The 24,826-nt window shown below is 63.6% G+C and carries 24 protein-coding genes; 15 read left to right on the top strand and 9 right to left on the bottom strand.

The features are described from left to right. The first annotated feature begins 174 nt into the window (after positions 1–174). Positions 175–1,164 carry an NAD(P)H-quinone oxidoreductase gene (locus MTX35_RS15995; protein WP_243595922.1) on the top strand — a complete coding sequence of 330 codons (990 nt, stop codon included), beginning with the start codon at positions 175–177 and terminating at the stop codon, positions 1,162–1,164. Positions 1,165–1,234: 70 nt separating this feature from the next. Here the strand turns inward: MTX35_RS15995 and MTX35_RS15990 are convergent, their stop codons facing one another. Further along, complete coding sequence (locus tag MTX35_RS15990) at positions 1,235–2,440, bottom strand: cysteine desulfurase-like protein (RefSeq protein WP_243595921.1); 1,206 nt, start codon at positions 2,438–2,440, stop codon at positions 1,235–1,237. A 176-nt stretch (positions 2,441–2,616) separates the two neighbouring features. Here MTX35_RS15990 and MTX35_RS15985 point away from each other — a divergent pair, with 176 nt between their 5' ends. From MTX35_RS15985 to MTX35_RS15960, 6 genes are all read left to right on the top strand, one after another. After that, positions 2,617–3,201 (top strand): bacterial proteasome activator family protein, encoded by a 585-nt coding sequence (locus MTX35_RS15985; protein WP_243595920.1) that lies wholly within the window; start codon positions 2,617–2,619, stop codon positions 3,199–3,201. A gap of 93 nt (positions 3,202–3,294) precedes the next feature. Next, a complete protein-coding gene (locus MTX35_RS15980; protein WP_243595939.1) occupies positions 3,295–4,131 on the top strand; it encodes an ABC transporter permease in 837 nt (278 codons plus the stop codon). 10 nt (positions 4,132–4,141) lie between these two features. Beyond that, entirely contained in the window at positions 4,142–4,942 is an 801-nt protein-coding gene (locus tag MTX35_RS15975; protein WP_243595919.1) for an ABC transporter ATP-binding protein, read from the top strand. Positions 4,943–4,976: 34 nt separating this feature from the next. After that, positions 4,977–5,879, top strand: a complete 903-nt coding sequence (locus tag MTX35_RS15970) for a glycosyltransferase (RefSeq protein WP_243595918.1) — start codon at positions 4,977–4,979, stop codon at positions 5,877–5,879. A gap of 51 nt (positions 5,880–5,930) precedes the next feature. Beyond that, entirely contained in the window at positions 5,931–6,800 is an 870-nt protein-coding gene (locus MTX35_RS15965; RefSeq protein WP_243595917.1) for a TylF/MycF family methyltransferase, read from the top strand. A 100-nt stretch (positions 6,801–6,900) separates the two neighbouring features. After that, positions 6,901–8,778, top strand: coding sequence for a glycosyltransferase (locus tag MTX35_RS15960; RefSeq protein ID WP_243595916.1), 1,878 nt, complete (start codon positions 6,901–6,903; stop codon positions 8,776–8,778). Positions 8,779–8,784: 6 nt separating this feature from the next. Here the strand turns inward: MTX35_RS15960 and MTX35_RS15955 are convergent, their stop codons facing one another. The 4 genes from MTX35_RS15955 to MTX35_RS15940 form a co-directional block, all read right to left on the bottom strand. Beyond that, entirely contained in the window at positions 8,785–9,618 is an 834-nt protein-coding gene (locus MTX35_RS15955) for an alpha/beta fold hydrolase (RefSeq protein WP_243595915.1), read from the bottom strand. After that, a complete protein-coding gene (locus tag MTX35_RS15950) occupies positions 9,615–10,220 on the bottom strand; it encodes a TetR/AcrR family transcriptional regulator (RefSeq protein WP_243595914.1) in 606 nt (201 codons plus the stop codon). The genes MTX35_RS15955 and MTX35_RS15950 overlap by 4 nt, the downstream gene beginning before the upstream one ends. Further along, complete coding sequence (locus MTX35_RS15945) at positions 10,217–12,004, bottom strand: amidohydrolase family protein (protein ID WP_243595913.1); 1,788 nt, start codon at positions 12,002–12,004, stop codon at positions 10,217–10,219. Before MTX35_RS15945 ends, MTX35_RS15950 begins: the two co-directional genes overlap by 4 nt. A 73-nt stretch (positions 12,005–12,077) precedes the next feature. Then, positions 12,078–12,872 carry a glycosyltransferase gene (locus MTX35_RS15940; RefSeq protein WP_243595912.1) on the bottom strand — a complete coding sequence of 265 codons (795 nt, stop codon included), beginning with the start codon at positions 12,870–12,872 and terminating at the stop codon, positions 12,078–12,080. 100 nt (positions 12,873–12,972) lie between these two features. Here MTX35_RS15940 and MTX35_RS15935 point away from each other — a divergent pair, with 100 nt between their 5' ends. Next, a complete protein-coding gene (locus MTX35_RS15935) occupies positions 12,973–15,141 on the top strand; it encodes a hypothetical protein (protein WP_243595911.1) in 2,169 nt (722 codons plus the stop codon). Here MTX35_RS15935 and MTX35_RS15930 read toward each other — a convergent pair. Then, positions 15,135–16,091, bottom strand: a complete 957-nt coding sequence (locus tag MTX35_RS15930; RefSeq protein ID WP_243595910.1) for a Gfo/Idh/MocA family protein — start codon at positions 16,089–16,091, stop codon at positions 15,135–15,137. The two genes, MTX35_RS15935 and MTX35_RS15930, sit on opposite strands and share 7 nt — an antisense overlap. Continuing rightward, a complete protein-coding gene (locus tag MTX35_RS15925; RefSeq protein ID WP_243595938.1) occupies positions 16,091–17,143 on the bottom strand; it encodes a DegT/DnrJ/EryC1/StrS aminotransferase family protein in 1,053 nt (350 codons plus the stop codon). The genes MTX35_RS15930 and MTX35_RS15925 overlap by 1 nt, the downstream gene beginning before the upstream one ends. Positions 17,144–17,344: 201 nt before the next feature. Between MTX35_RS15925 and MTX35_RS26045 the strand changes: the two genes are divergently transcribed. Next, the gene (locus tag MTX35_RS26045) at positions 17,345–18,088 is read left to right on the top strand and encodes a DapH/DapD/GlmU-related protein (protein WP_243595909.1); all 744 of its coding nucleotides are present in this window, start codon (positions 17,345–17,347) and stop codon (positions 18,086–18,088) included. Further along, positions 18,085–19,077: a lysylphosphatidylglycerol synthase transmembrane domain-containing protein gene (locus tag MTX35_RS15915; protein WP_243595908.1), complete on the top strand. Its 993-nt coding sequence runs from the start codon at positions 18,085–18,087 to the stop codon at positions 19,075–19,077. The genes MTX35_RS26045 and MTX35_RS15915 overlap by 4 nt, the downstream gene beginning before the upstream one ends. Here MTX35_RS15915 and rfbB read toward each other — a convergent pair. Beyond that, positions 19,074–20,081: a dTDP-glucose 4,6-dehydratase gene (rfbB, locus tag MTX35_RS15910; RefSeq protein ID WP_243595907.1), complete on the bottom strand. Its 1,008-nt coding sequence runs from the start codon at positions 20,079–20,081 to the stop codon at positions 19,074–19,076. The two genes, MTX35_RS15915 and rfbB, sit on opposite strands and share 4 nt — an antisense overlap. Positions 20,082–20,310: 229 nt before the next feature. Between rfbB and MTX35_RS15905 the strand changes: the two genes are divergently transcribed. Genes MTX35_RS15905 through MTX35_RS15895 form a run of 3 tightly spaced genes read left to right on the top strand, consistent with a single transcriptional unit; the run spans position 20,311 to position 22,675 of the window. Beyond that, the gene (locus tag MTX35_RS15905) at positions 20,311–21,096 is read left to right on the top strand and encodes a hypothetical protein (RefSeq protein ID WP_243595906.1); all 786 of its coding nucleotides are present in this window, start codon (positions 20,311–20,313) and stop codon (positions 21,094–21,096) included. After that, positions 21,093–22,304: a WXG100 family type VII secretion target gene (locus MTX35_RS15900; protein ID WP_243595905.1), complete on the top strand. Its 1,212-nt coding sequence runs from the start codon at positions 21,093–21,095 to the stop codon at positions 22,302–22,304. The genes MTX35_RS15905 and MTX35_RS15900 overlap by 4 nt, the downstream gene beginning before the upstream one ends. Then, positions 22,301–22,675 (top strand): hypothetical protein, encoded by a 375-nt coding sequence (locus MTX35_RS15895; protein ID WP_243595904.1) that lies wholly within the window; start codon positions 22,301–22,303, stop codon positions 22,673–22,675. Before MTX35_RS15900 ends, MTX35_RS15895 begins: the two co-directional genes overlap by 4 nt. Positions 22,676–22,810: 135 nt before the next feature. Here MTX35_RS15895 and MTX35_RS15890 read toward each other — a convergent pair whose 3' ends face one another. Then, positions 22,811–23,212 carry a maleylpyruvate isomerase N-terminal domain-containing protein gene (locus tag MTX35_RS15890; RefSeq protein ID WP_243595903.1) on the bottom strand — a complete coding sequence of 134 codons (402 nt, stop codon included), beginning with the start codon at positions 23,210–23,212 and terminating at the stop codon, positions 22,811–22,813. A 130-nt stretch (positions 23,213–23,342) separates the two neighbouring features. Between MTX35_RS15890 and rfbA the strand changes: the two genes are divergently transcribed. Together rfbA and MTX35_RS15880 are read left to right on the top strand one after the other, a co-directional pair. Then, complete coding sequence (gene rfbA, locus MTX35_RS15885; protein ID WP_243595902.1) at positions 23,343–24,215, top strand: glucose-1-phosphate thymidylyltransferase RfbA; 873 nt, start codon at positions 23,343–23,345, stop codon at positions 24,213–24,215. Continuing rightward, positions 24,212–24,793: a dTDP-4-dehydrorhamnose 3,5-epimerase family protein gene (locus MTX35_RS15880; protein WP_243595901.1), complete on the top strand. Its 582-nt coding sequence runs from the start codon at positions 24,212–24,214 to the stop codon at positions 24,791–24,793. The genes rfbA and MTX35_RS15880 overlap by 4 nt, the downstream gene beginning before the upstream one ends. The last annotated feature ends 33 nt before the right edge of the window (positions 24,794–24,826 follow it).

The following is a 24,826-nucleotide window of genomic DNA, read 5'->3' as shown; positions in this document are numbered from 1 at the left end:
ACGCAGCGCTGGCCTGACCCAGCGGAACAGAGCACCCCAACGCCAAAAAAGAGGTGACCCGGGCATCGAACCCGAGCCACCCCTTCGCAACGTCGAACTACCGCTCACTCAAAATGCGACAGCCCCCCTGGGGCACTTAACCGCACCACTGCACCGGAGGCGCACTATGGAGACATGCGTGCCATCACACTGAAAGAGTTCGGCGATCCCGACGTCATGGAATGGACAGAGGTTCCCGACCCTCGTCCGAGCCGCGGGCAGGTGATCGTCGACGTCTCGGCTACCGCCGTCAACCGCGCCGATCTGATGCAGCGTCAGGGCAATTACCCACCGCCCCCGGGTGCGAGCGAGATTCTCGGACTCGAATGCTCGGGCATCATCTCCGAACTCGGCGAGGGTGTCAGCGGTTGGAACGTCGGCGACAGGGTCTGCGCCCTGTTGGCCGGCGGTGGTTACGCCGAGCAGGTCGCCGTGCCCGCAACCCAGCTGTTCCCCATCCCTCGTGGTCTCGATCTGCATGTGGCAGCGGCACTTCCGGAGGTGGCGTCCACAGTGTGGTCCAACCTGGTGATGGACGCGCACATGCGTTCGGGGCAGGTGTTGCTGATTCACGGCGGAGGTAGCGGAATCGGAACGCACGCAATCCAATTGGCCAAGCAGATGGGCGTGACCGTCGCCGTCACCGCCGGGTCGAAGTACAAGCTGGACATGTGCGCGGACCTGGGTGCCGACATAATGATCGACTACAAGAACCAGGACTTCGTCGCCGAGATCCGTTCGCAGACCGAGGATCACGGCGCAGACCTGATTCTGGACAACATGGGTGCGAAGTACCTCGATCGAAACCTCGACGCCCTGGCCATGGACGGCACCATCGTGACCATCGGCATGCAGGGTGGTGTGAAGGGCGAGCTGAACTTCGGCAAACTCCTCGCCAAGCGCGGATCGGTGCACGCCGCCGGGTTGCGTGGCCGCCCCGAAACCGGCCCGTCGAGCAAGGCGAACATCGTCGCAGACATGACCGCACACCTGTGGCCGATGATCTCCGAGGGACGCGTCACCGCCGTCGTGCACGCCGAGATCCCGATAACCGAAGCAGCACAGGGACATCGAATGCTCGATGAGGCCGAGACGATCGGAAAGGTCATCCTTCGCGTGCAGTGAAGTACGCCTGAGGTCGTGCATAGAAGTTCGTAGTGGGATACGAACTTCTATGCACGTGCGGCGAAGCCGCTCAAAGGGCGAGTGCAGTGAGCGCTTTGACGAGCTGATCGATCTCGTAGCGGGTGGTGTACGGAGCCAGACCGATGGTGACGGCACCACCCTCGTCATTGACGCCCAACGCGTCGAGCAGTCGACTTCCGCCGTGGACTCCGCTGACACTGCCGATTCTGGCCTGCGCGAGTTGCTCGGACACCTTCACCGCAGGCATTCCCTCGACCGTGAAACTGACGGTGGGAACACGTGTGGGTGCGTTGCCCAGCACCATGACGTGATCCAAGGAGTTCAGAGCCTTCATCAGGTAGTCGAAGAGACCGTCGTGGTAGTACTGCAACGATCCGATCGACAACTCGAGCCGCTCACGACGCGTTCCCGTCGCAGCGTCGTCGAGATTGGCCAGGTAATCGATGGACGCCACCACACCGGCCAACAACGCGTACTGGTGCGCGCTGACCTCGAGCCGCTCCGGCCCCATGGCCGACGGGTTCAGCGACATCGACGGCAACTGTTCCAACAGCGTCGGATCCCGGAAGATCAGCGCGCCGACCGACGGCCCGCCCCACGCGGCCGCGTCGATGGCGACGATGTCGGCCCCGAGTTCCTTGATGTCGACGTGGGCGTACGGGGCGGCTCCGGCGGCGTCGACGACGATCAGCCCACCGACCTCGTGCACCAGATCAGCCGCGACTCGAACATCGGGCGCACTACCGACGATCGGCGACGCCGCAGTGACCGCGACGAGCCGAGTGGTGGAGGTGATGAGGTCGTCGAACTGCCACGTGGGCAACTCACACGTATCGATTTCGACTTCGGCCCACTTCACGTGCGCACCGGTTCGGCTGGCCACTCGCAGCCACGGGGCGACGTTCGCTTCCTCGTCCAGACGCGAGAGCACCAGCCCGGTCCCCAGACCGAGCCGCGAGCTCATCGAATCCGCGAGCCACGACAGCAACGTCGCGCGGTCCGGTCCGATGACGACCCCGGACGGGTAGGCCCCGACCAGATCTGCGATTGCGGCGCGAGCGGATTCGAGCAGAGCGGCACTCCGCTTGGCCGCGATGTTGCCGGCCGAATGATTGGACGCACTGTGCCGGAAAGCCGTCGAGACGGCCGTCGACACGCGGTCCGGAATCAACATTCCGAGCTGAGGGTCGAGATGAATCCACCCGTCGCCGAGGGAGGGAATGGACCCTCTGACTCGTGCGACGTCGTACCCCATGCCGGACACTCTAAGCGCCGACCGGTAAAGCATGTGTTCCACGTCCTGTTTCGCCAGGGAACGGTTGCCCACTTCGCACGCTCGATCCCTCCCTGCTTCCACTGTTCCCGACGACCGAACCAGGATAATCGCCCCGGACGATCGCGCAACGACGAGCGACGGGTAAAGATGGATACATGACCCAATCCGAGTCGAACAGTGCCCCCGGGGACCACGTCGTTGTGATCGGCCCCAACGGAGAGCCGCTTGCTTTGAGCCGCGAGGAGGCCACGGCCGCAGCTGCGCGCGCCGCCGGATCGTCTGCGAACGGAGATTCGGACGACGGATCGGGCCTGTCGGAGATGGTCGAGCAGCCCGCGAAGGTGATGCGCATCGGGACGATGATCAAGCAGCTGCTCGAGGAAGTCCGCGCGGCACCGCTCGACGACGCCAGCCGCACCCGTCTCAAAGAAATCCACAAGTCGTCGATCCACGAACTCGAACAGGGACTCGCGCCGGAACTCCGCGACGAGCTCGAGCGTCTGGTGCTCCCCTTCGGCGACGATGTCGTCCCCACCGACGCGGAACTGCGCATCGCCCAGGCTCAGCTCGTCGGCTGGCTCGAGGGCCTGTTCCACGGCATTCAGACGGCCCTGTTCGCACAGCAGATGGCCGCCCGTGCCCAACTCGAGCAGATGCGTCAGGGCGCCCTGCCTCCCGGCGTGATGGGCGCACCAGGTGGTGCCGGTCATGGTGGCAGTGGTACCGGCCAGTACCTGTGACGCGCTCGGAATGAGCCGAGAAGCCGATTGCAGGTAGTGTCGACCGTCGTGTCGGCACCAGCGAAGGATCCCGAGAGCGAGGCAGGAGATCAGATGCCTGCTCCGGTTTCGGACTCACAGACTTATCGGCGCGCGTTCGGCGACCTGAGAACCGGTTTCAATCAGCGCGAACTGTGGCTGCACCTCGGGTGGCAGGACATCAAGCAGCGGTATCGCCGGTCGGTGATCGGCCCGTTCTGGATCACCATCGCCACGGGCGTGCAGGCCATCGCCATGGGGTTGCTGTATTCGGTCCTGCTCAACATCGATCTGCGCGAGTTCCTGCCGCACGTCACCGTCGGCCTGATCGTCTGGAACCTCATCAGTGCCGCGATTCTCGAAGGCGGAGACGTCTTCGTCGCCAACGAGGGTCTGATCAAGCAACTGCCCAGCGCGCTCAGCGTGCACATCTATCGGCTGGTCTGGCGTCAACTGCTGTTGTTCGGCCACAACATGCTGATCTACGTGATCATCATCGCGATCTTCTGGCCCGAGGGTGGGCTGCACTGGACCGCGGTGTTCGCGATCCCCGCATTGGTACTGATCCTGCTCAACGCCGTGTGGGTGTCCATTCTGTTCGGCATCATCGCCACCCGCTACCGCGACATCGCCCCCATTCTCGGCAGCTTCGTCACGCTGATGTTCTTCATGACGCCGATCGTGTGGACCACCTCGGGCCTGCAGCAGATGGGCGGCGAGGCCGCGAATCGCGCCAAGCTCGTCGAGATCAACCCGCTCTTCCATTACCTCGACATCATCCGGGCCCCCCTGATCGGCGAGGATCAGCAGGCGTACCACTGGTACATCGTGCTCGGCTTCACCGTCGTCGGCTGGGCGCTGGCCATTCTCGCTCTCAAGAAGTACCGGGCCCGCGTGCCCTACTGGGTTTAGGGGTCAGCAGTTGTCCATCAGCATCAGTACCCATGACGCATGCGTCGACTTCCCCATCTTCGACGCCAAGACGCGGTCACTGAAGAAGGCGTTCCTCGGCAAGGCCGGTGGCGCGATCGACCGCAACTCCTCCGACGTCGTCGTCGTCGAGGCCCTCAAGAACATCACGATGAATCTGAAGGACGGCGACCGCGTCGGACTCGTCGGACACAACGGTGCAGGCAAGTCGACCCTGCTGCGGCTGCTCTCCGGCATCTACGAGCCGACCCGAGGCAGCGCAACCATTCGCGGCCGCGTCGCGCCGGTGTTCGATCTGGGCGTCGGTATGGACCCCGAGATCTCCGGCTACGAGAACATCATCATCCGCGGCCTGTTCCTGGGGCAGACCCGCAAGCAGATGCTCGCCAAGATGGACGAGATCGCGGACTTCACCGAACTCGGCGACTACCTCGACATGCCGCTGCGCACGTACTCGACGGGCATGCGCGTGCGCGTCGCGATGGGCGTCGTCACCAGCATCGACCCCGAGATCCTGCTGCTCGACGAGGGCATCGGAGCCGTCGACGCCGAGTTCATGAAGAAGGCTCGGCATCGCCTGCAGGAGTTGGTGAAGCGCTCGGGAATCCTGGTGTTCGCCAGCCACTCCAACGAATTCCTGGCTCAGCTGTGCGATACCGCGATGTGGATCGATCACGGCCAGATTCGGCAGCAGGGCGGCATCGAGGACGTGGTGCGCGCGTACGACGGTGACGACGCGGGAGACCACGTCGCGCAGATCCTGAAGGAGATCGAGCGGGACGACCGGCAGTGAGTGGAGCCTGCGGAACGAATAGGGGATCGAGAACGTGAGCGACAAGATCGTCGGGGTCATCGTCACGCACAAGCGGCGTGAGTTGTTGGCGCTGTCGTTGGACGTGATCGGTGCGCAGACGCGTCCGCTCGATCATCTGGTCGTCGTCGACAATGCCGACGAGTCCGCCGTGCGTGAATTGGTCGAGTCGATCGGCCTGCCGACGACTTACCTCGGCTCGCAGCACAACCTGGGCGGCGCAGGCGGATTCGCGCTCGGCATTCTGTACGCCCTCTCGCTCGGTGCGGATTGGGTGTTTCTCGCCGACGACGACGGCCGACCCGAGGGCCCGAAGGTGCTCGAGACGCTGTACGACTGTGCCCTCACCCACGGACTCGACGAGGTCTCCCCCGTCGTCTGCGACATCGAGGATCCGGACCGGTTGGCGTTTCCGCTGCGCCGCGGCGTCGAATGGCGTCGACTGCGATCGGAATTGATCGACCCGGCGAACCCGGACGACGATCTTCTCGAAGGCATCGCATCGCTGTTCAACGGCGCTCTGTTCAAGGCGTCGACGATCGACGCGGTCGGCGTGCCCGATCTCCGTCTGTTCGTGCGCGGTGACGAAGTGGAAGTACATCGTCGGCTGCAGCGTTCGGGGCTGAAGTTCGGCACGTGCCTCACTGCCGCCTACGTCCACCCCAACGGGGCCGAGGAGTTCAAGCCGATCCTCGGTGGCCGGATGCACACGCAGTACCCCGAGGACGCGACCAAGCGCTACTTCACGTACCGTAATCGCGGCTACCTGATGTCGCAGCCGGGCATGCGAAAGCTGCTGCCGCAGGAGTGGATTCGCTTCACCTGGTTCTTCCTGATCACCACTCGCAACCCGAAGGGTCTGGCCGAGTGGTTCCGGTTGCGCGGGCTGGGGCGTCGAGAACACTTTCGTAGGCCCTGACGCTGCCGCCAAGGGGTGCGCGCACCCACGTGATACCGCTACCGTGTGCCCATGACGGAACCTCGGAAGCTCGCTGATCGCATCAAGTCGTCGGCACGGGAGAAGCTTCAACGAGCGATCGGCGAGGTTCTGGCTCAGCAGACCGCTCAACTGGCCGAGCAGACCAGCGATCAGCAGGCGACATTGCTCGACGTTCTCGAACGTCAACGGCGTGAGATCGAGGATTTACGCGGCTTTGTGCGCGGGCTGGAGCTACGCATGCGCCGCGACCTCTATTTCGCTTCCGAGGTCGAGGCCGCCGCCCAAAGTGCCGAGTTCGCCGAAGAAATGATGTCGACAGCTCCCACCTTTCCGTTGCCCCACGCGACGTTGAGATTTGCGCTCGGCGAGGTGTCCATCCGCGGTATGGCACTCGAATTCGGTGTGGCCAGCGGCACGACGCTCGAGATCATCGCCGAAGAGTTGGCGTCGCGTGAGGACATCACCGTAGTCGCCGGATTCGACGTGTTCTCCGGTCTACCCGAGACCTGGCGAACCGGCTTTCCGAAAGGACTGTTCGAGCAGGAGAGCATTCCCGAAGTGCCCGGCGCGCAGATCGTTCCCGGGTTGTTCGAGGACTCACTCCCGGGATTTCTGAAGGGCCACCACGAGAAATTGGCGTTCCTGCACCTCGACGCAGACCTGTACTCCTCGACGGTCACCGTGCTGGACCTGGTGGCCGATCGACTCGCGGTGGGCACCGTCATCGTGTTCGACGAGTACTTCAACTTCCCCGGCTGGCGCAACCACGAGTACCGGGCGTGGACGGAATTCGTCGCACGCACCGGTACCGAGTTCGACTACCTGGGATACACGGTCGACAACGAACAGGTCGTCGTACGGATTCGTAAGGCACCCCGCTTTTCAGGTGCCCGTCACTGACTAGAGCCTTGCACAGAAGAATCACTGGCCGCAGGTAGGATCGCAGCGCGGGGGGTCTCACGAGGATCTCTCGAATCCGTACGAAATCGATGGAGCGTTGATGACCGATACAGCCCCCGACATCGCACACAGCAGTTCAGATGTGCGGTCGCGCCTGGTGGAGCACGACCCACAATCGCGCTTCGTTGTCCAGCGCGGACTGTTCTCGGGTCCGTCCACCCTGATCGACGACGACCTCTACACCCACATCGCCAGCGGTCTGGCCTATCGGTCACGCCACGAGGTGGCGATCGAGCCCAACGCAGAAATCGACACCAACACCTACTTCGGCCGCTTTCCTGCGAGCTACTGGCAACGCTGGACGGCCGTCACAGAGGTACGGGTTCAGCTTTCCTACGACGGGGCCGGACGCATCGCTCTGGTTGCGTCTGACTCGGATGGCCGCGATCGCACCGTCGACGCGGTCGATGTAGACGGCAGTGGCACCGTCGAAGTGAACGGCCTGTTGGATCGCTTCGTCGACGGTGGCGCCATGTGGATCCGAATCAACACGCACACAACCACTCTGAAGCTCTCAGATGTGGCGTGGAGCGTCGATTCCCCGGAGACAGTCCGACCCGCGGCCGTGGTGGTGTGCACCTTCAACCGCGCCGACGAATGCGCGGAAACCGTTGCAGTACTGGGTAACGACTCAGAGGTCGTTGCCGGTCTCGATGCGGTGTACGTGGTGGACCAGGGCACCGACCTGGTCGAGATCCGCGAGAAGTTCCAGAACATCGCACGGGTGCTCGGTGACAAGCTCGTCTACATACGTCAACCCAATCTCGGCGGTGCAGGCGGTTTCACCCGCGGGATGTACGAGGTCACCGACGTCGTCGGAGCCGATCACGCCAACGTCATTCTGATGGACGACGACATCCTGTGTGAGCCCGAAACCGTCTTGCGTGTCAATGCTTTCGCCAACATGACGGTGGAGCCGGCCATCGTCGGAGCGCAGATGCTGGGGCTGTTTCACCCTGATCGCATCCTCGTCGGGGCCGAACACGCCGACCTTTCCGGACCCAAGGTGGGCATTCCGTCGACCAACGCGCTCGTCAACTCCAGCGTTGTAAAGAAGAGTCAGGACATTCGCGTCGACGCCGGCTACAACGGCTGGTGGACCTGCCTCATTCCGTCCGAGATCATTGCTCAGGTCGGATACCCGCTCCCACTTTTCTTCCAGTGGGACGACGTGGAATACGGATTGCGCGCCCGCAGCCGCGGATTCGCTACCGTCACCCTTCCGGGTGCAGGCGTATGGCACGCCGACTTCTCCTGGAAGGACTGGGACGAGTGGCACCGCTACTTCAACATTCGCAACGGCCTGCTCACCGCGGCCCTGCACAGCGAGTTCGATGGAAAGGTACTGTTTCGCAGCCTTTCTCGCGATCTATTGCGGTTCCTCGTCGGAATGCAATACGGACTGGCGTTCACTCATATAAAGGCCATCGAGGACTTTCTGCAGGGTCCCGAAGTCTTCCACGACGGCGGCATCGAGGCCGCTGCCGACATCCGGCGTGAACGAGCGATGTACTCCGAGACGGTGCGACACTCCGCTGCGCACGCACCGGAACTGCAGAACGCCGACTACCAGATCGCCAGCGCTGCACCGTGGCCCAGCATGGAAGGCCTCGTCCTGGCCAAGCGCCTGATGCAGCAACTGCGCGGACGCGTCAACCCGCATCCCGTCGCTATCGCGAGTCGGGACGCGCACTGGTGGCACGTCTCACTCTTCGGGCACGCCGTCGTCACCGACGCCTCTCAGGAAGGCGTTCGCGTTCGACGGCACAACGCCGAACTGATGAAGCAACTGCTCGTCCGGGGTCTCCGTGCGCAATGGAAGTTGCGGTCCCAGGCTCCACGAATACGTGACAGCTACCGTCGTGAATTCGAGTCGATGACCAGTCGCTCCAATTGGGCACGGTTGTTCGGCAAATAGCTACGGCTACCCCGTGGCCCGCACCCGCTCCAGCAACACGCGGGCGGCGGCGGCCGGGTGCGTGTACGGCCACCAGTGGCCCGCGTCGACCCGAACGACGCGCAGGTCGGGGATCCATCGATCGAGACCGTCGGTGAGGTTCGTCGACAGCATGCGGTCGTGGGTCGGTACGACCACGGTGGTCGGCACGTCGCAAAGAGGGTCGGGTCCGCGGAGCACCCGCCGCAACACGTTCGCCCGGTACAGACCGATGCCGCGCTGTTGGTCGGCCACCGTCGGAGTCGGCTCACCCTCCGCATTCAGTCGCGCCAACAAATCCGGCACGCGCCTGCCCAGAACTGGCACATGAAACCCGAAGACGTACCAGGACCGGGCCAACTGCCCGACCAGCGAAGGCCATCGATGCGGCCGCACCAACCGTGCCCGCGCCACCTGCCGCAGATGATCCAGACTGGGTCCGGACACCGAGGTGTACGACGCGAAGGCGGTGGTCGCCCGAGGCGAGGCCATCGCCTCCCACATCTGGACCGATCCCCAGTCGTGGGCGAATACGTGCACCTTCCCGGTGAGCTCAGGAATCGACTCGACCACCGCGAAGACGTCCCGCGCCAGCTGCTCGATGGACACGTCCGCTGCGGGCTCGAGTGTGGACGCTCCACTGCCTCGCGTGTCGTAGGCGATCACCCGGACCTGATCGCCGAGCTCGGCGATCAGCGGATCGAACACGTGACGGTTGTCGGGATAGCCGTGCACCAGCAGCACGGTCGAGCGCGCACCCGGGTTCCCGTATTCGAAGACAGGAAGCTCGGCACCCGAAATGCGCACCGTCCAGTGGGTCATCCGACGTCGCTCAGAGCGTGCAGCGTGCCTCCGCGCAACAGGTGAGCAATCATCCTCAGCCGCATGGCCTCCTGCTCGGGTTGCGGATGCACCACAGCTGCCAATGCCTCGCCGTCGAGCAGGTGGACCACGGTGAAGATCACCGTCTCGAGCTGTCGTGGATCGATCGCACCGGCCACCGGGAGCGTGCGAGCAAGTTCGGCGATCTGCTCGTGATAACGAACGGTGAAGGGCTGCAGCCTCTCTCGCAGCTCGCCGTCGCTGCGCGCGGCAGTCAGGAGCTCGTACCACGCACCGTTGATCGGGGCGCGGCACGCAGCTCTGAGCAATTCGAGGCAATGTTCGATGGATGCGCTACCGAAACCGGACAGCCCATGACGGAACTCTACGAACTGGCGTCGCCGAACCTCGTCCGCTGCGGCGACGATCAGGTCGAGCCTGGTGTCGAAATGCCGGAACATGGCACCCGACGACACCCCTGCGCGGCCGACGATCTCACTGACACTGGTTGCGGCATATCCCTTCTCGCACAACGACACGATCGTCGCGTCGAGCAACTTTCCGATGGTCTCGGTCCGACGCTGTTGTTGACTCGGGCTCACACACGCTCCCGGCGACGAGGAGCCGTTGGGGTGCCTGCCCGCAGGAAGCTACCTGCCCGCTCCGACACACCGAACCAGGGCACAAAGGTGCCGCCGGAGAACACTACTCGGCCCGCAATCAGAGTGGCGGTGACAGCGCGGTCGTTGCGATTGACCATTCGGCTCAGGCCACCGAACTCCGGCATGATCTCCTCCCGGTAGGCCAGGACATCCTCGTCCAGGCCCTCGGGATCGATCACCACGATATCGGCACGATCCCCCACCCGTACATGACCGGCGTCGACACCATAGAAGTCGGCCAACTCGCCGCTGAGCTTGTGTACGGCCTTCTCGACCGTCATGAACGGCTTACGATCGCGCTGCGCATCGTGCACGCGGTGCAACAACCGGATGCCGAAGTTGTAGAACGCCATGTTGCGCAGATGAGCGCCGGCGTCGGAGAATCCCACGGTCACCCCGGGCTGGTTGATCAGCTTGTCCATCTGCCGCTTGCGATGATTGGCTACCGTCGTGTGCCAGCGCAGCTTTCGGCCGTGCTCGACCACCAGATCGAGGAATGCGTCGACCACGTGCACACCGCGCTCTCCCGCGACCTCCGCGACGTTCTTTCCGACGACCGACGCGTCGGGGCATTCGGTGATCTCGGCGTCGGCGAAGTCTCGATGCCAGACGCGCGAGCTGAACTTCTTCTCGAAATCGGCACGGAACCAACGGCGGTAGGCCTCGTCCGAGAGCAACTCGTTGCGGCCCAACTCTTCTCGCAGATGCAGCGCGGCGCGGCCCGAGCCGAACTCCTCGAACACCACCAGATCGATGCCGTCGGAGTAGACATCGAACGTCGTGGGTAGGTGTTGCCAGCGGAACTGACCCTTGCCCGGTCCGTTGACGATGCGAGCGAGCGGGCCGAAGACGCGATGAATCCAGGGCGACGCCTTCGCGTCCGCCGCGGCCAGCAGCGAGATCTTGAGCGGAGTGCGCCCGATCCCGGTGGCCGAGGCGAGGAAGAACAGCATGTCGTACTTGGTGTTCAGGTTCGGGATGCTCTGCAACAACCGACCGCGTCGACGCAGAATCTTGTGCAGAGAACGGAATTCGCTCCAGTGCGCGTACGAGGACGGCAAGGAACGAGACCGGTATCGATCGCCGTCCAACTTGTCCCACGGGTTCGTCATGGTCGACATTCCGAGCAGCCCGGCGTCGAGCGCTTTCTCGAGCGCGTCGGACATGGCATGCCATTCCTCGCGGGTGGGCTTCTGACTGCGATCGGTCGAGCGGTCCAGGCCCATGACGTGTGCGCGTAGATCCGAATGACCAACCAAAGCAGCAATATTGGGGCCGAGGGGCAGGCGCTCGAGCGCTGCGATGTACTCGTCGGGGCTCGTCCACGTCTTGTGCGTATCGACGGCCTTGAGCACATGATCTCGCGGCAGCGCCTCGACCCTACTGAACAGGTCCGCAATGTCCACCGGAGTGGAGTAGAGCGTCGACAACGAACAGTTGCCCAGGAGAACCGTCGTGACCCCGTGCCGGACGGACTCTTCGAGGCCCGGCCCGACCAACACCTCCGCGTCGTAATGGGTATGTACGTCCACGAAGCCCGGCGTGACCCACTTGCCGGTGGCGTCGACCACCTCGGTCGCCGGGCCCGCCTCGAGCGGCGTGGAGGACACGGCCCGCACGACGCCGTCGACGATGCCCACATCGGCACGCACTCCTGGACCGCCTGATCCGTCGTAGACGGTGCCGCCGGTGATGACGACGTCGAAAGAAATATTCGGGTTCATGTGACCTCCGTCATAGAATGACGAAACTCTAACTTAGAGAGTGGTCACTCGCAATAGCCAAGAGTGGCTCGCTTCAGGCGTCGACAGCCTGACGACCGGCTCGTGCGGCCGCCAGTAGCTCGTGACGCCGACCTCGCAACGACAGGAGACCTCGGGCCATCTTCACGACATCGGCGAAGGCAACCCGGCTGGGCTCGCTGCGATGCGATTCGGACAGGCGTACCGGCAACTCCACGGGACGGACACCGGCCAACTCCACCGCGTAGTCCAGCTCGGTGGTGAACAAGAAGCCTGGTTCGATCAGCTGCGGAGCCACCGCACGCAGCAGCGTGCCGTCGACGATGAACGTTCCCTGTGGGTCCCGCGTTCGAGTGCCGAGGACAATTCTGCGAAGTGACGTGAAACCGAAGGTCATCACTCCCCGGAGCACTCCACGTTCCACCGCAGACTCCGGGTGCGCCTTGGAGCCGATGGCCACCAATGGCGTCGACCCGGTTTCGGAGGCCAACTGCGCGGCCGCATCCAGATCGTCGAAACCGAACGGAAGATCGTCGGCGGTCAGCAGGACGCGGTCACCACGAGACTGCTCGACGCCGAGCCGAAGCGCATTGCCCATACCCTTGTCACTGGTCAGCACGTGGAGCGCGACAGCAGGATGAGTCCACCCGGCCTCGAGCCGAGCGCAGATATCGGCAGTCGAATCGGTCGAACCGTTCTCGACCACGATGATCTCCGCAGTTCTTCCGGACAGGTACTCGACGAAAGCGTCGACAGTGGCCTCGATGACTCGGGCGGAATTGTGGGCCGGTATGACCACCGACAATTCGACCGCTTCCGGCCGCGAACTCGGAGCGGGACCAGAAACCACCGTCACCCTTTCAGCGCCTGTCGGATAGTGCGAACGGACGAAACACTACGCTGCAACGGACTGTTCCATGCCCACCGACCATCACCGACGAAGGCGTTTCGTGACTTCTGATCGCCCCTGGGCGGCGCGGGTACTCCCGCCCGCGGTTCTGGCCCTGACCGTCGCTCTGGCTGCCGCGGTACCCATGCTCACGAACCGATGGTTCTACTACTGGGACGACAGCGCGGCAGCATTCACTCCAGGCTGGCGAGTGATCGGCGAGAGACTGCTGTCGGGGTCATGGCCGACGTTGCTGCCCGAACTGTGGGCCGGCGGGAACGTCACCGCCGAAGCCCTCTACGGCACCTACAACCCGCTGCTGTTGGCCAACTCTGCCCTGATCGCGGCGATTCCCAATCTGGCCATCGGCATCACCCTGGTCAAGATGCAGTTCATGGCGATTCTCGCCGTCGGCGTCTATCTCCTGGCGAAGCAGTACGGCGCGCGCACGTCGATGGCGTTCGTCGCCGGTTTCGCGATGCCGTTCGCCGGCTACACGCTGTACTTCGACGCCTCGAGTTGGGCGTCGGGCCTGTTCGCTTTCGCGTGGATCCCACATGTCTGGTGGTCGACCAGGTCCGCTGCCCTCGGCCGAGTCAATCCCATCGTTCCCATTGTCTTCGGCTTCATGGCCATGACGACCGGCAACCCATACGGTGCCGTCGCGGTCGCCGTCGTGTATCTCGCTGTCATCGCAGAGGTCGTGGCGCTGGGCAACTATCGGCGCATCACGTCGCTGATCGTCAGCGGAGTCTCCATCCTGGCGATGTCCTTGATCGTCTACCTCCCACTCGCCTTCACCACTGACGTGTCGGTGCGAAACCAATCCGGAGTGTCCAACGACGGCACTCTCCGGCCCGGACTGGGCGATCTGATCAACGTCAGCAGCCCGACTCATCTACCGATGGTCGAGTCCTTCGGGGCCAGCTTCATGACCGTCCCCATCGGGTACCTCGTCTGGTTCCTGGTGCCGCTGAGTCCGTGGATCCGATGGCGAACACTCGGCAACCTGAAGACGAGCGCACTATCGCTGGCCGTCTTCGGCGGCATCTACGCAGTGTTGCTCCTCGGTCCATCGAACCTGTGGCTGTTCCGCTGGCCCATTCGGTTGATCGAGTACGGCCAACTGCCCCTGTTGGTTGTCACCGCCGTTGCGGCCAGCGCCGGATTGCATCGCGAGAGAATCCGACTGCGGGTCTCGATCACCGCAGCCCTGCTGGTGTTGCAGTTCTACCTGGCGTGGTCGAGCGTCCCTGACAACCTCGGCATCCATGCACTGGCACTGCTGGTCTGCGGCCTTCTGACGGTTGCCGCTGTGACCGCGGCCTTGCGGGCACCACGCGCGTTCGGCGGCGTCCTCGTCGTAGGAATCGTTGCCACACTTGCACTCCAGACGAACGCGTGGTTCACAAGCAACGACAACGTGACACCGTGGCGTTTCCCTCGCCAGGTCGCGTTCCTGGAAGACCGCTTGGACAGCAGGTACACCGGCAACACTTTCGCGATCGCCGACACGGATTCCATTCCCGATGACGATCCGACGTCGCAATGGGGTGACCTGGTGTTCGGCAACGCGTGGCAAGCCTCCGGCGTGGACGCCGTGAACAGCTATGCCGGTATCAGTTACGAGGATTTCGTCGACGCACTGTGCCTCAATTACTACGGCGGAGTCACCTGCCCTGACGCAGTGGACAGATTGATGGCAACGGCACCCGGAACCGGTGTGTCATGGGCGGATGCGCTCCGACTCGACACGATCATCGTTCAGAACAGCGGCCCCTACGGAGATCTGAGCGCGCTCGAGCAACTCCCCCTCGACCGATGGACGATCACCAACTCCGACGTCGTCACCGTCGCACACCGCAACACGCCGCTACCGTGGCCGGATGGACGACTGTCCGCTGTCGGCGACGGAGTCACCGTGCTTGCGGACGATGCCGAGACGGACACCCGAGAAACTGTGCAGTACAACGGTTCCGGAGTCGTCACGTTCGCGCTGCTCGCGTGGCCCGGGTGGACGGCCACCGTCGATGGGGCTAACGCAGAGGTGCGCGCCACCGAGGGTGGCTTGCTGCAGGTGGTGCTGCCGGAGGGAGGCAGGACCGCGACGATCGAATACACCCCGCCGGGCACAGCCGGCGGGGTTGCACTGGCCGCCGGTGGACTCGTTCTTGCCCTCGCCCAGTCGGTCGTGGTCGGCGTCCGACGACGCCGTCAAGTCGATCAGTGAGCCGCCGCCCGCGTGGCTTCGTCCACCGCGCGGTGCGCCGGGAGGATTGAGTTGCGTTCTGCTGCAACATCTCCTGACCCGCCGACGAGGTCCAAGAAGTGGTTCAACTGAGCCGACAGCGGCTCCTCGCTGTACCTGATGGTCGGGATCTCGATGATCGTCTGCTGCTGATACCCGTCGCGGTCGGACGGCATGTCGTCGTCGATGTGCCGATAGACCGTGATGTCGCGGCGCAGCAGGTCGATCTCGATGAGCCGATCCGACTCGAGCAGCGACAGCTGGCGGATCTTGCGCTGACTGATCCGACTCGCCGAAATCGTTGCGACAGCACCCGACTCGAACCGCAGAATCGCGTCTGCGCAGTCTTCGGCGTGGTTCTCCGTCGACGCAGGATGAAAGTAGCCGAACTCCCCCGCAACGGATTTCGGTTCGGAGCCGACGAACGATATAGCCAGATCCACGTCGTGAATGAGGAGATCGGTCGCCACTCCTGTCGAGATGCGCGATACGAACGGCGAATGCCGAATGCCGTTGACCTGCCATACGTCACCGGCGAACTCGCGAGCTGTGCGCACCGCCGGGTTGAATCGCTCCAGCAGACCGCACATCAACGGAATGTCCCCGGCGGCAGCCTTGCCCACCAACTCCGCGCTCTGCTCGTACGTTGCAGCCAAGGGCTTTTCGACCAACACCGGCTTTCCGAGCTCGAGTACGCGCGAGGCGATGTCGTAATGAGCAGGAGTCGCGGCTGCGATGACCACTGCATCGATACCGGAGAGGTCGTCGAACTCCGCGGCCCAGTCGCAGCCGAAGCGTTCGGCGACAGCCCGACCTTGACTCTCCCGTGGCTCGACGAGCACAGCGAGATCACACCGATCCGACTGTGCAATGACCCTGGCATGCAGAGAACCCATCCGACCCGAACCGACCAGCGCAACCCGAGGATTCATCACTGTCCCATCGCCGAACGGACAGCCGACACGACGGTGTCGACTTCATCGACAGTCAAGTTCGCATGCACTGGGATACTCAGGCATCGCTGCGAGACCGAGGTGGCAACCGGGGTGTCTTCGATGACGACGTTGGGATGCTGGCGGTAGCAGTCGTAGTCGTAGGCGGTCTTGGGGTAGTAGATGCCGCTACCCACGCCTGCGTCTGCAAGTCGCGAACCCAGTTCGTCTCGATCGATCGAGGCGTCCTCGTCGACCAGAATTGTGTACTGGTGCCAGACGTGCCCTCTGCGTTCGAGCTCTGCGGGAAGCGTCAGTCCGGCCACGTCCTTCAACCCGGTGGTGATCATGTCCGCGTTGCGCCGACGCTGCTCTACCTGGGCCCGGTATCCAGCCAACTGCGGAAGCCCGAGGCTGGCCTGCAGGTCGGTCATTCGATAGTTGTGCCCGACAACTTCGTATTGGTAACGGGCACGCATCCCCTGGTTGCGCAGGACTCGCAGACGATCAGCAACCGACGCGTCGTCGGTCGTGATCATGCCGCCCTCGGCGGTGGTCAGATTCTTCGTGGCATAGAAGGAAAAGCAGCCGAGCCCGAACGTGCCGACTCCGCGGCCGTCGAACGTCGCACCGTGCGCCTGCGCCGCATCCTCCACGATGGCGAGGCCGTGCTGTTGCGCAAGGTCGCCGAGCGCGGCCATGTCTGCAGATTGCCCATAGAGATGAACCGGCATGAGCACCGAAGTGCGATCGGTGATCCGCGACGCCGCATCGGCGGGGTCGATATTGAAATCGTCCGCCGAAATATCGGCAAATCGGACAATGGCACCCGCGTCCAGAATTGCATTCAAGGTCGCCACGAAAGTGAACGGACTGGTCAAGACCTCGTCGCCAGGCTTCAGATCCTGAATTTCCAATGCTGCGCCGAGCGCCGTCGTACCGTTGTTCACTGCTATCGCGTGGTCAGCACCGACGAGCTCGGCGAACTGCTCCTCGAAGCGCTTGACCTTGGGGCCCTGCGCGACAATGCCAGAACGAAGGGTATCGAGCACTTCACGCTCGACATCTTCGCCGAAAACGACACTGGAAATTGCAATCACTGACTAACCCCTCGGACCGATCTGGGTGCGACGGAAACCGTACCGATTCGCATCTTTACCCGTTGACACTATCGCCTGCCGTGAGGTCCCGGTCACAAGCCTTGCCGCGCGTAGCGTTATTTTCTACAACAACGCTGTAAAACCATCAAAAACGTGGGAGGCCGAATTCAGGTGCCGATCGACATAGGCCAGGACTGTCGAATCCACGAGACTGCCGTCATCGGCGACGGCGTCGTCATCGGCGACCGGGTCACCATCGGACCCTTCGTAGTGCTCACCGGTCCGCTCGAGATCGGAAGCGGTTGCTGGATCGGCGCGCAGGCAGTGATCGGCGCACCGCCGGAGATCAACGGATTCGAGCACTTCTCCTCGTACTCCGAACCCAGCGTCGGGTGCGGCATTTTCATCGGCGAGAACACTGTCGTCCGCGAGCTCACCGCCGTGCACCAAGGAAGCGAGCGCCCGACGATGATCGGTGCCAACTCGTTCATCATGAATCGCATCTCGGTGGGTCACGACGTGCAACTCGGTGAGAACACGATTGCAGCGCCTGGCGTGACCTTCGGCGGCCACGTCACACTCGGCCACGGCTGCAACATGGGCATGAACAGCACCATCCACCAGCGTCGAGTGATGGGCGCGGGTGCCATGGTGGGGATGGGCGGCATAGCGACGAAGGACATCCCGCCGTTCGCCACCGTGGTAGGAAACCCGGGCGTCCTGCACGGGGCGAATTCCGTCGGTATGTCGAGGAAGGGCTACGCCGAATCGGACGTCGAGGTTGTCGGTTCGGCGTATGCCAACGGTCGCCTTCCTGACCTGGCAGCGCTGAACGACGCAACCGCGACGGCCTTCGAGTGGTGGCGAAATCTGTCGACGAAGCCCTTGATCGGATGACCGAAGAGGTAGCCGCTTCGCGCGGAAAGAAGATTGCCGGCAACATGCTGCGCGTCGCGGTCACCGTGGCGATCGTCGTCGCCATCGTCTTGGCAGTGAGATCCCAGTGGTCCGAGGTCCGCGACACCATTCTGTCGCTGGGAATCTGGTCGCTTCTGGGGTCTTCGCTGCTGGTGTTTCTCGGCATGGGAGCTGCGGTCCGAGCCTGGCAACACGCGCTGGGGGCGCTGGAGTATCCGATCCCGGCATTCGACGCGGCACGCTGCTACCTGGTGGGCCAGCTGGGTAAGTATCTGCCGGGCAGCGTCTGGGCATTCGTTCTCCAGACCGAACTGGTCAGGCGGGCCGGGGTGACCAGAGCAGCCGGGTTCGTCGCCGTTCTCGTCACGGTCGGACTCAGCACCACATCTGCCCTCGTGGTCGGGCTTCTGGGTCTTCCCGCACTGTTCGACGTCAGCACCATCGCCGCGGTCGCAGTGATCGTGTTGGTACCGATCGCGTTGATCTGCGCCTACCCACCGATCCTGACTCGCCTGGTCAATCTCGCACTGAAGCTTCTTCGCCGCGCGCCGCTGCAGTCCCCGCTGGCCACTCGCAAGATCGCTCTGTCGCTCGGCTGGTGTGCCGCCAGTTGGGTCCTCTACGGCACTCACCTGTGGATTCTTGCGTCGAGCTCCGCAGGTTTCCGGATCGGTGGACTGGTGGAGTGCATCGGAGCGCTCGCACTCGGAATGTGTGCCGGCGTGCTCGTCGTCGTCGTGCCGTCCGGTATCGGTGTCCGAGAGGCCGTGGTGGTTGCAGCACTGTCCCCGTACATGGACGCGGGTGTCGCGTTGGGACTGGCACTGGCATCACGTCTGGTGTTCACCATCTGCGAGGTGCTGGCAGGCGCGATCGCCGCTGTATCCGGATCCCGAGTCCTACGCAACATGTTGGTACACAGCGATTCTCGCGTCCCTGCGGCCACCGGCCGGACCTCCCCGCACTAGCGGTTCAGGACAGACTCCTTGGCGGCGTAGACCGCTTCGGTGGCGTCCTTCTGCGGTCGCCACCACTGTTCGTTGTCGCGGTACCAGTCGACGGTGGCTTTCAGGCCGGCGCGGAAGTCGACATAGTTCGGCGTCCAACCCAATTCGGTGCGGAGTTTGGTCGAGTCGATGGCGTAGCGCAGGTCGTGGCCGGGGCGGTCGGTGACGAAATCGAAGGCGTCGGGGGCGTTGCCGGTTTCCTCGAGGATCGCTTCGAGGACGGTGCGATTGTTCGCTTCGCCGTCGGCTCCGATGAGGTAGGTCTCGCCGATTCGCCCGCCGTCGATGATGGCCCAGACGGCGCTGTTGTGATCGTCGACGTGGATCCAGTCGCGCACATTCTGACCTGCCCCGTAGAGCCTCGGGCGGGAGCCGCTGAGGATGTTGGTGATCTGACGCGGGATGAACTTCTCCACATGCTGATACGGGCCGTAGTTGTTCGAGCAGTTGGAGATGGTGGACCGGACGCCGAACGATCGGGTCCAGGCACGCACCAGCAGATCACTCGACGCTTTGGTCGAGGAGTACGGGCTCGACGGGTTGTACGGGGTCGATTCGGTGAATCTCGCCGGATCGTCGAGTTCGAGGTCGCCGTAGACCTCGTCGGTGGAGATGTGGTGATAGCGGACGTCGTGTTCGCGGACCGCGTTGAGCAAGGTGGTGGTGCCGATGACGTTGGTGTGCACGAACGGCCACGGGTCGGTCAACGAGTTGTCGTTGTGGGATTCGGCGGCAAAGTGGACGACGAGATCGGTCTCGCGGACGAGGCGGTCGACCAGATCGGCGTCGGCGATGTCGCCGTGCACGAACTCGATGCGATCTGCCACCGGGTCGAGGGAGGCCTTGTTGCCGGCGTAGGTGAGCTTGTCGAGCACGGTGACCTGGGATTCGGGGCGCTGTGCGAGGGTCTGATGTACGAAGTTCGCGCCGATGAACCCGGCCCCACCCGTGACAAGAATTCTCATGAACAGGCACTTTACCGGTGGAGGCTCGTGCGGGCCGGTCTTGTCGCGGCCCACAGACCGTTCCAGCGAGAGTGTCGCTGCACGGGATGCTCCACTCGACGCCCCAGCGGGGAGGATCCCGGCGATGAGACTTTCGAGTGGAGCGGAAGTCGCACCGCGTCCGCAGGTCGACCCCTCTTGTCGGGCGCGCGTGCTAGCTTCTCTTCGACTTCGGGGGGAGTAATAACTGATGGGTCTGGGAAAGATTCTGATTCGTCTCGCAGCATCGACAGCGCTGCTGTTCGGCCTCATGTGGGCAATTCCGCACTTTGCGCCGCCTGTTCCGGAACCGTACGAGGGGGTAGAAGCTCTTCCGCCGGTGTCGCCGGAACTCACGGGCTCGACGACGGCGCCGCCACCCCTGCCGCCGGGGTTTCCGTCCATGAACCGGCCGCCACCGAAAATCGAGGTGCTCGACGGCCAGCCGCAGCCCATCGCCACCAAATTCGGCTGGACTTACGAAATACCGGCAGACTGGCGAAACTTCTCGACCGGAATCGCGGGTTGGTCGAACGATGGCAAGTCGGTCGTCTACGGTGCCAGCGCCGATTACGGCTACGGCTACTGCCCAGAAGTGGACGGGGCGTCGCTCGCCGAGTCCGGTATGACTGGCCGCAACGGGATGGACTTGCACGCCGCAGCACTGGACGCTGCCCGCGGCGCGGAAGTCGTCTTCGGCGACGACTCCGCTGCCCCACCACGCATCGAATACTCGGAGCCTCAGGACATCGAGGTCGATGGAGAGCCTGCCGTGCGATACACCGTTCGTGGCTCGGACATCCACGCCAGCGTGGAATGCAGCCCGACCGAGGCGACGTTCGACGTCGTGGCGATACCGGGATTCGCCACGGCAACCGTCGCGGTATTCATGGTTCAGCTCGACCAGAGCAACGAGGGCTCGCTGGACTACTCGACTGTGGACACCCTGATCTCGACACTGCGCAAGCCTGATTCGACGACGGGGCAGCCACGATGACCGAGGAGACATTCGAGGGCGATCCCTCGGAAATCGCCGGCCTCGGGAATCTTCTCGATCGCATCGGCGGCGACACTCTGGCCGGTCATCATTATTTACTCGATCACGCGGGCTTGAGCGAGAACGTGATTGGGCAGATTCTGCAGCGCCTCCAGCCGTATCTCGCAAGCTTTCAGGAGATGACACGCACTCGGCAGGTTCATCTGTCCACCAACTGCGGTGAAATGGGTGCCGAACTCAACAAGGCGGCATGGCTGTATGCCGATCAGGATCAGCGAAACTATGACCTGCTCAACGCTCACACAACTGCGCCGCCGCTACCCGGCATCGACCGCGGCAGTTCAGATCACGCCGCGGTCGGCCACGTGGACGAATTCGACGGGGCAACTGATTACGGACGGCCCCAGAGAATCGACTATCCCGCACCGAATCCCGTGATCGACGACATCCGAGACCTACTCGACGAAGCTGCGAGCTGGCTCGGAGAGATCGACACAACGATCTTCGAACTCTCCGGATGGAGCCCTCTGAACGAGGCAACCATTCCGATCACCGGCAACTGGAACGAAATCAGGAGAATCGGCCAGTCCTACCAGATCGCGGGCGACGCGATGGAAGCTGCCGGTGGATCGTTTGCTGCAGGGGTGCGCCGCGTGGACAGCTACTGGAACGGCGCTGCCGCACAGGCATTCACCGACTATGCCGACCGACAACTGGCCGCAATGCGATGGGAAGGGCCCGCCGGCCGCACGATATCCGCGGTCTGTGCAGTGATATCCGAACAACTCCGTGACGCCGCGCTGGCAGTGGTCCGCAAGATCGTCGAATTGCTCGAGTCCGAAGTGGCCGTAGACAACGCCCGCGGTGCATTGAAGGTCATGATCAAGAAGGTACCGGTGGTGGGCACCGCCTGGCAGGTCGAGAGCATCATCGAAATATGCTGGACAGCAATGGATCTGACCAAAGAGCTCATCGCGAAGATCGAGCAGGTGGTCGACGACTTCGGCGCGTTCCTCGACGCGCTCGGCGACCCCGAAGGCCAGGTGGGCAAGAAGATCGACGACACGTTGCGCCCCCTGAACGACTTCCTCGACTACGGCAAGCAATCTGCGGAAGCGGGAAAGACCGCGGATATCCGACCGATGCTCGACACTCCGGACGAGAACTTCTCCGTCGGAACCGGCGACGAACCATGGCGGGACGCATGATCGAGTCGCTGCCACCACACGCCCGAGCTGCATACGACCGTCTGATGACATCCTGCAGTGAGCTCGAGGCCGCGCGCACGCGGGCCTTGAACACCGACCTGAAGGCTCAGTTGGGAACCCGACACGTCACGGCAGAATTGCTGGCTCGCCTGGCGTCGTCACCGCGGGCGTCGGCAGCAATGACTCGATTTGCCGATCGCGTCGCGTCGGGTGAATGCAGCTGGGAGCGCATCGAGTTGCAGGCGTCTCCGCTACCTCCTGAGGTCGACGAACTGAAGGGAGATCCGCAGATCGACTGGCCGGCCGAATGGCCGACACAGAACACTGAGGACGAGGTCGGAACTCAGCCGTACCGAATCCCATGGGAATGAGCCACCTGCAGCGACGTCTCAGGAACGCGAGACAGTGCGTCCGGCGAAAGCCGCGAGGCGCTCATAAGCATTGGCCCCGTCCGGTGTGGGCTGCGCCGGGTCGAAAGCACCGGCGCGGCGTTCCTCGGTCAGATTCTATGACATGAAGGCCATTCCCTCCTCCGCCACGGTCGAGTCGAAATCATCGGTGCCGCGACCGAGCGCGGTCGCGAGATCCCACGCGTGCACCGAGAATTCCGCTGCCACCATGCCGAGCGGCAGCGGCGAACCCGAATCGATCACTGCCAGCAGCTCATCGGTGCGCTCGGTCCACAGCGGGATCGGGTCGGAGACGGACTGCGGCGAGATCGACCAATCGATGTCTTCGCCGCGGGCCATCGTCACCAACTGACCCGCCGTGTGCACCAGGTGGTCCGTCAGGTCGGCGACGGTCCACTCGGTACAGGGCGTCGCCGACGCTCTGGCATCGCCCTCAGCTGCCGCGAGAAGGGTGGTGACCTGCCTGATACCGGTTTCGATCTGAGTGCGGCTCGTCACGATCGTTGTCCTCGGTCCTCTCGGCGGGCGGGGTATGCGGCGAGCGTACGTGCACCTCATAGCTCACGCAGCGGAAACGGAGCAGGCACAACCGCGCGGTCGGCCGGAGGGTCTGGAAGACTTCGCGGTCATGCGGGGAATCATTCTGGCGGGCGGCACGGGCTCACGGCTTCATCCGATCACGATGGGCGTGAGCAAGCAGCTCGTCCCGGTCTACGACAAACCGATGATCTACTACCCACTCTCGACGCTGATCCTCGCCGGGATCCGCGAGATCCTCATCATCACCACCCCTCAGGACGCCGATCAGTTCACGCGCTTGCTCGGTGACGGCTCCCAGTTCGGCATCTCACTGACCTACAAGGCCCAACACGAGCCGAACGGCCTCGCCCAAGCGTTCGTCCTCGGTGCCGAGCACATCGGCACCGACTCCGCCGCACTGGTATTGGGCGACAACATCTTCTACGGCCCCGGCCTGGGCACCCAACTGTCGCGCTTCGACACCATCGACGGCGGAGCCGTCTTCGCCTACGAGGTCTCCGACCCCACCGCCTACGGCGTCATCGAATTCGACGCCAACCGCAAAGCGATCTCCCTCGAGGAGAAGCCCGCCGCCCCGAAATCGAACTACGCCGTCCCGGGCCTGTACTTCTACGACAACGACGTCATCGCCATCGCCCGCGACCTGCAGCCCTCCGCCCGCGGGGAATACGAGATCACCGACGTCAACCGCCACTATCTCGATGCCGGCCGCCTGCAGGTCGAGGTCCTCCCTCGCGGCACCGCCTGGCTCGACACCGGCACCTTCGACTCCCTCCTCGACGCGTCGAACTACGTGCGCACCATCGAACAACGCCAAGGACTGAAAATCGGATCCCCCGAAGAAGTTGCCTGGCGGCGAGGGTTCATCACCGACGACGAACTGCGCGCCCGAGCGGAGAAGCTCGTCAAATCCGGCTACGGCCGCTACCTGCTGGATCTGATCGACCGAGGGAACCGATGACCTTTCGCGAGTTGAGAATTGCCGGCGCCTACGAATACACCCCACGTCAGTTCGGCGACGACCGCGGCGTGTTCTTCGAATGGTTCAAAGCGTCGGCGTTCGAGGAGGCAACCGGGCGGTCGTTGGATCTGCTGCAGGCGAACTGCTCGGTCTCCGCGGCCGGGGTCCTTCGCGGGATCCACTTCACCACCAACCCGCCCGGGCAGGCGAAATACGTCACCTGCGCCCGCGGAGCGTTCCTCGATGTCATCGTCGACCTGCGGGTCGGATCCCCGACGTTCGGGCAGTGGGACAGCGTGCTGATCGACGACATCGACCGCAAAGCAGTATTTCTCTCCGAAGGCCTCGGCCACGCCATCTTGTCGTTGGAAGACAACTCCACCGTCATGTACCTGTGCAGCCTGGAGTACACCCCGGCGCTGGACCGCGACATCAACCCACTCGACCCGGCGCTGGGCATCGACTGGCCCACCACCGGCCGCGACGGCTCACCTTTGACCTACGAGCTCTCCGACAAGGACAAAGCCGCCCCCACCCTCGCCGAAGCCCTCGAAGCAGGGAACCTCCCTATCTTCTGAGTAAATCGTCGTCGGGGCGACACCGCGGCCGTG

This window comes from Rhodococcus sp. ARC_M12, assembly GCF_022810385.1.
In the GTDB taxonomy this organism is placed as follows: Bacteria; Actinomycetota; Actinomycetes; order Mycobacteriales; family Mycobacteriaceae; genus Rhodococcoides; species Rhodococcoides navarretei.
The sequence above is the reverse complement of the archived record's forward strand: the minus strand, read 5'-3'. Positions and strand labels throughout refer to the sequence as shown.